Annotated in this window: 1 tRNA gene and 3 rRNA genes; all 4 read left to right on the forward strand. The window is 58.4% G+C overall.

The annotated features are described in order from the left end of the window. The first annotated feature begins 136 nt into the window (after positions 1-136). Positions 137-1,609: ribosomal RNA gene (locus tag GWG54_RS20300) — 16S ribosomal RNA — on the forward strand. Positions 1,610-1,753: 144 nt separating this feature from the next. Then, positions 1,754-1,825, forward strand: a tRNA-Ala gene (locus tag GWG54_RS20305). Between the two features lie 223 nt (positions 1,826-2,048). After that, positions 2,049-4,969, forward strand: a 23S ribosomal RNA gene (locus GWG54_RS20310). 123 nt (positions 4,970-5,092) lie between these two features. After that, positions 5,093-5,214, forward strand: a 5S ribosomal RNA gene (gene rrf / locus GWG54_RS20315). The 16S, 23S and 5S rRNA genes sit together here with 1 tRNA gene alongside, the layout of an rRNA operon. The last annotated feature ends 7 nt before the right edge of the window (positions 5,215-5,221 follow it).

Consider the following 5,221-nt stretch of genomic DNA (forward strand, 5'->3'; position numbering starts at 1 on the left):
TCTGATGTGAGCCTTGGTAGTTCGGTGACGCCCGATCGGTCCGCGATCGTGGTCGATCCGAACGTGGACCCATTCAAGTGAGTGTGATTCGATTCGATTCATACTCCGCCAACCTCCCCCATCTCGGGGGAACAGCACTCCGGTTGATCCTGCCGGAGGCCATTGCTATTGGAGTCCGATTTAGCCATGCTAGTTGTACGAGTTTAGACTCGTAGCAGATAGCTCAGTAACACGTGGCCAAACTACCCTGTCGAGCGGTTCAACCTCGGGAAACTGAGGCTAATCCCGCATACGACTCTCAGGCTGGAACTGCAGAGAGTTCGAAACGCTCCGGCGCGACAGGATGTGGCTGCGGCCGATTAGGTAGACGGTGGGGTAACGGCCCACCGTGCCAGTAATCGGTACGGGTTGTGAGAGCAAGAGCCCGGAGACGGTATCTGAGACAAGATACCGGGCCCTACGGGGCGCAGCAGGCGCGAAACCTTTACACTGCACGCCAGTGCGATAAGGGGACTCCAAGTGCGAGGGCATAGCGCCCTCGCTTTTCTGAACCGTAAGGTGGTTCAGGAACAAGTGCTGGGCAAGACCGGTGCCAGCCGCCGCGGTAATACCGGCAGCACGAGTGATGGCCGCTGTTATTGGGCCTAAAGCGTCCGTAGCTGGCCAGGCAAGTCTATCGGGAAATCTCCCCGCCTAACGGGGAGGCGTCCGGTGGAAACTGCCTGGCTTGGGACCGGAAGATCCAGAGGGTACGTCCGGGGTAGGAGTGAAATCCCGTAATCCTGGACGGACCACCGGTGGCGAAAGCGCTCTGGAAAGACGGATCCGACGGTGAGGGACGAAAGCTCGGGTCACGAACCGGATTAGATACCCGGGTAGTCCGAGCTGTAAACGATGTCTGCTAGGTGCGCCACAGGCTACGAGCCTGTGGTGTGCCGTAGGGAAGCCGTGAAGCAGACCGCCTGGGAAGTACGTCCGCAAGGATGAAACTTAAAGGAATTGGCGGGGGAGCACTACAACCGGAGGAGCCTGCGGTTTAATTGGACTCAACGCCGGACATCTCACCAGCATCGACAGTAGGAGTGACGGTCAGTGTGATGAGCTTACCAGACCTACTGAGAGGAGGTGCATGGCCGCCGTCAGCTCGTACCGTGAGGCGTCCTGTTAAGTCAGGCAACGAGCGAGACCCGCACTCCTAATTGCCAGCAACACCCTTGCGGTGGTTGGGTACATTAGGAGGACTGCCAGTGCCAAACTGGAGGAAGGAACGGGCAACGGTAGGTCAGTATGCCCCGAATGTGCTGGGCAACACGCGGGCTACAATGGTCGAGACAGTGGGATGCAACCCCGAGAGGGGGCGCTAATCTCCGAAACTCGATCGTAGTTCGGATTGCGGACTGAAACTCGTCCGCATGAAGCTGGATTCGGTAGTAATCGCCGTTCAGAAGACGGCGGTGAATACGTCCCTGCTCCTTGCACACACCGCCCGTCAAAGCACCCGAGTGAGGTCCGGATGAGGCCCCCGCACGGGGGTCGAATCTGGGCTTCGCAAGGGGGCTTAAGTCGTAACAAGGTAGCCGTAGGGGAATCTGCGGCTGGATCACCTCCACAGACCGGGATCAGGCCGTCGCGCCTGACCCACACGCGGTCCACGTTCGGTTGACGCCCATTACGGGCCGACCGGGCACCCTAGAACTACCGAGGCTCACACCAATACGACGCTCTCCGGAGCCGAAATCGGCTCGCGGAGAGTGGGCCCATAGCTCAGTGGGAGAGTGCCTCCTTTGCAAGGAGGATGCCCAGGGTTCGAATCCCTGTGGGTCCATGACTCGGAGGAGATCTCCGGATCGTTCCCCTTAAGTGGGAGCGATTCCGAGGATTGAATCCGACCGAACCGATGCACCAGCCCGCGCAAGTGTGGCTGGGAAGGGTCAATGCAGGCCGGCCGTCTACCGGCGTGCAAATGAGACCGTGTGTACGTGTAGTCCAGGCGTCCACTGGACCCGTTCCCGGGTCACTACAAGGTTGCTTTTGCAACCCTGATCCGACGAACGTGGCTACTGTGCCAGCTGGTGGATCGCTCGGCTTGAGAGCTGAAGACGGACGTGCCAAGCTGCGATAAGCCCAAGGGACCCGCACGGAGGGTAAGAACTTGGGATCTCCGAATGGGAATCCCCTCGCAATTGCTTCGCGCAATGGGGAACGCCGGGAATTGAAACATCTTAGTACCGGCAGGAAAAGAAAACGCAACGTGATGTCGTTAGTACTGGCGAAGGAACGCGATCCCAGTCCAAACCGAAGCCCTTACGGGCAATGTGGTGTTCGGACTGACGATCACTTCCCGAACCTCGACACGAAGTCTCCTGGAACGGAGCACGAAACAGGGTGACAGTCCCGTACTGTCGATCAGTAAGGAACGAGTCAGCTCCAGAGTATCGGGGGTTGGATATCCCTCGTGAATGTCGCGGGCATCGACCGCGAAGACTAAACACTCCTCAAGACCGATAGCGAACAAGTAGCGTGAGCGAACGCTGAAAAGCACCCCGAGAAGGGAGGTGCAATAGGGCGTGAAATCAGTTGGCGATCGAGCGACGGGGCTTAGAAGGTCCCCCGCACAATGAACCGGGTGCGAACCCGTAGTAAGAAGCGGGGGAAGCCGAAGTTCCGTCGTGCGTTTTGAAAAACGAACCAGGGAGTGTGCCTGTTTGACGAGTCTAACCTGATCATCAGGGAAGGCGTAGGGAAACCGACAGGGCCGCAGCGCTTTGCGTGAGGGCCGCCGTGTTCAAGCGCGGGGAGTCAAACGGGCACGACCCGAAACCGGATGATCTAGACATGGGCAAGGCGAAGCGTGCCGAAAGGCACGTGGAGGCCTGTTAGCGTTGGTGTCCTACAATACCCTCGCGTGACCTATGTCTAGGGGTGAAAGGCCCATCGAATCCGGAGACAGCTGGTTCCGACCGAAAGATGTCGAAGCATCACCTCCGCCGAGGTAGTTCGTGAGGTAGAGCGACGGATTGGGGGACCGCACTCCGAGAGGAGTGCGCCCCCCTGTCCAACTCCAAACTTACGAACGCCGTCGACGCGGGGAGATCGGTGCGCGGGGTAAGCCTGTGTACCGTAAGGGAGACAACCCAGCGCCGGGTTAAGGTCCCCAAGTGTGAATTAAGTGCGATCGAAGGTGGTCTCAAGCCCTAGACAGCCGGGAGGTGAGCTTAGAAGCAGCTACCCTCTAAGAAAAGCGTAACAGCTTACCGGCCGAGGTTTGAGGCGCCCAAAATGATCGGGGCTCAAATTCACCACCGAGACCTGGCCACACTCTTCACGGAGTGATTGCGTAGGTCGGCGTTCTGTTCGGGTGGAAGCACGGACGAGAGTTCGTGTGGACCGTTCAGTAACGACAATCCTGGTCATAGTAGCAGCGTTAGTCGGGTTGAACCCCCGACGGCCGAACGAGTAAGGGTTCCTCAGCAATGCTGATCAGCTGAGGGTTAGTCGGTCCTAAGTCTGCCCGTAACTCGAAGCAGACAACAGGGAAACAGGTTAATATTCCTGTACCAGTGTGAACTCAAAGCTGACGCTTTGGGGCCGCCGCTGCCGGGCCTTCGCCCGGTCGAACAGTCGAAGATCGTGGAAGCCGTAATGGCACGAAGCGATCGAATGGCTGGATAGCGCAAGAGCGGTCAACCCAGAGCCCGTGAAAAAGCGATCACACTGTCCGTACCGAGATCCGACACAGGTACTCATGGCAGCGAAAGCCAAGGCCCGTCGGGAGTAACCGACGTTAGGGAATTCGGCAAGTTAGTCCCGTACCTTCGGAAGAAGGGATGCCTGCCCCGCAACGGGGCAGGTCGCAGTGACTCGGGCGCTCCGACTGTCTAGTAACAACATAGGTGACCGCAAATCCGCAAGGACTCGTACGGTCACTGAATCCTGCCCAGTGCGGGTATCTGAACACCCCTTACAAGGGGACGAAGGACCCGTTAACGGCGGGGGTAACTATGACCCTCTTAAGGTAGCGTAGTACCTTGCCGCTTCAGTAGCGGCTTGCATGAATGGATCAACGAGAGCGCCACTGTCCCAACGTTGGGCCCGGTGAACTGTACGTTCCAGTGCGGAGTCTGGAGACCCCCAAGGGGAAGCGAAGACCCTATAGAGCTTTACTGCAGGCTGTCACTGAGACGTGGTCGCCATTGTGCAGCATAGGTAGGAGGCGTTACACAGGTACCCGCGCTAGCGGGCCACCGAGCCAGCATTGAAATACTACCCGATGGTGACTGCGACTCTCACTCCTGGCGGAGGACACTGGTAGCCGGGCAGTTTGACTGGGGCGGTACGCGCTTGAAAAGATATCGAGCGCGCCCCAAGGTTTCCTCACCCGCGTCGGAGACGCGGGAAAGAGCGCAAGAGCAAACGGAAGCCTGACAGTGTCCGGCACAACGACGGACGCTGACGCGAAAGCGTGGTCTAGCGAACCAATCATCCTGCTTGATGCGGGAGATTGCTGACAGAAAAGCTACCTTAGGGATAACAGAGTCGTCACTCGCAAGAGCACATATCGACCGAGTGGCTTGCTACCTCGATGTCGGTTCCCTCCATCCTGCCCGTGCAGAAGCGGGCAAGGGTGAGGTTGTTCGCCTATTAAAGGAGGTCGTGAGCTGGGTTTAGACCGTCGTGAGACAGGTCGGCTGCTATCTATTGGGGGTGTTATGGTTCCTGACGGGAACGTTCGTATAGTACGAGAGGAACTACGAATGGGTGCCACTGGTGTACCGGCTGTTCGAAAGAGCACGTGCCGGGCAGCCACGCACCACGGGGTAAGAGCTGAACGCATCTAAGCTCGAAACCCACCTGGAAAAGAGGAACCACCGAGATCACTCGTAGAAGACGAGGTCGATAGACTCGGGGTGTACGCGCCAAGGCAACGAGGCGTTGAGCCCGCGAGCACTAACTGATCGAGCCACACATTCATCAACGCATTCGGATCACAGTGCCCGGAAACGGGTCCGGACGCACACTGGACTACACGAACACACTGGTCTTTCCGACCGATACTGGAGTTTGACGGCGGTTCGATTCCGTCGATCGGCGTTCAGGCGGCCACAGCGGCGAGGAGCCTCCCGTACCCATCCCGAACACGGAAGATAAGCTCGCCTGCGTTTCGGCAAGTACTGGAGTGGGAGACCCTCTGGAAACACCGATTCGCCGCCCACCACTCATA

It is taken from the genome of Natronococcus sp. JC468, assembly GCF_012163165.1.
In the GTDB taxonomy this organism is placed as follows: Archaea; Halobacteriota; Halobacteria; order Halobacteriales; family Natrialbaceae; genus Natronococcus; species Natronococcus jeotgali.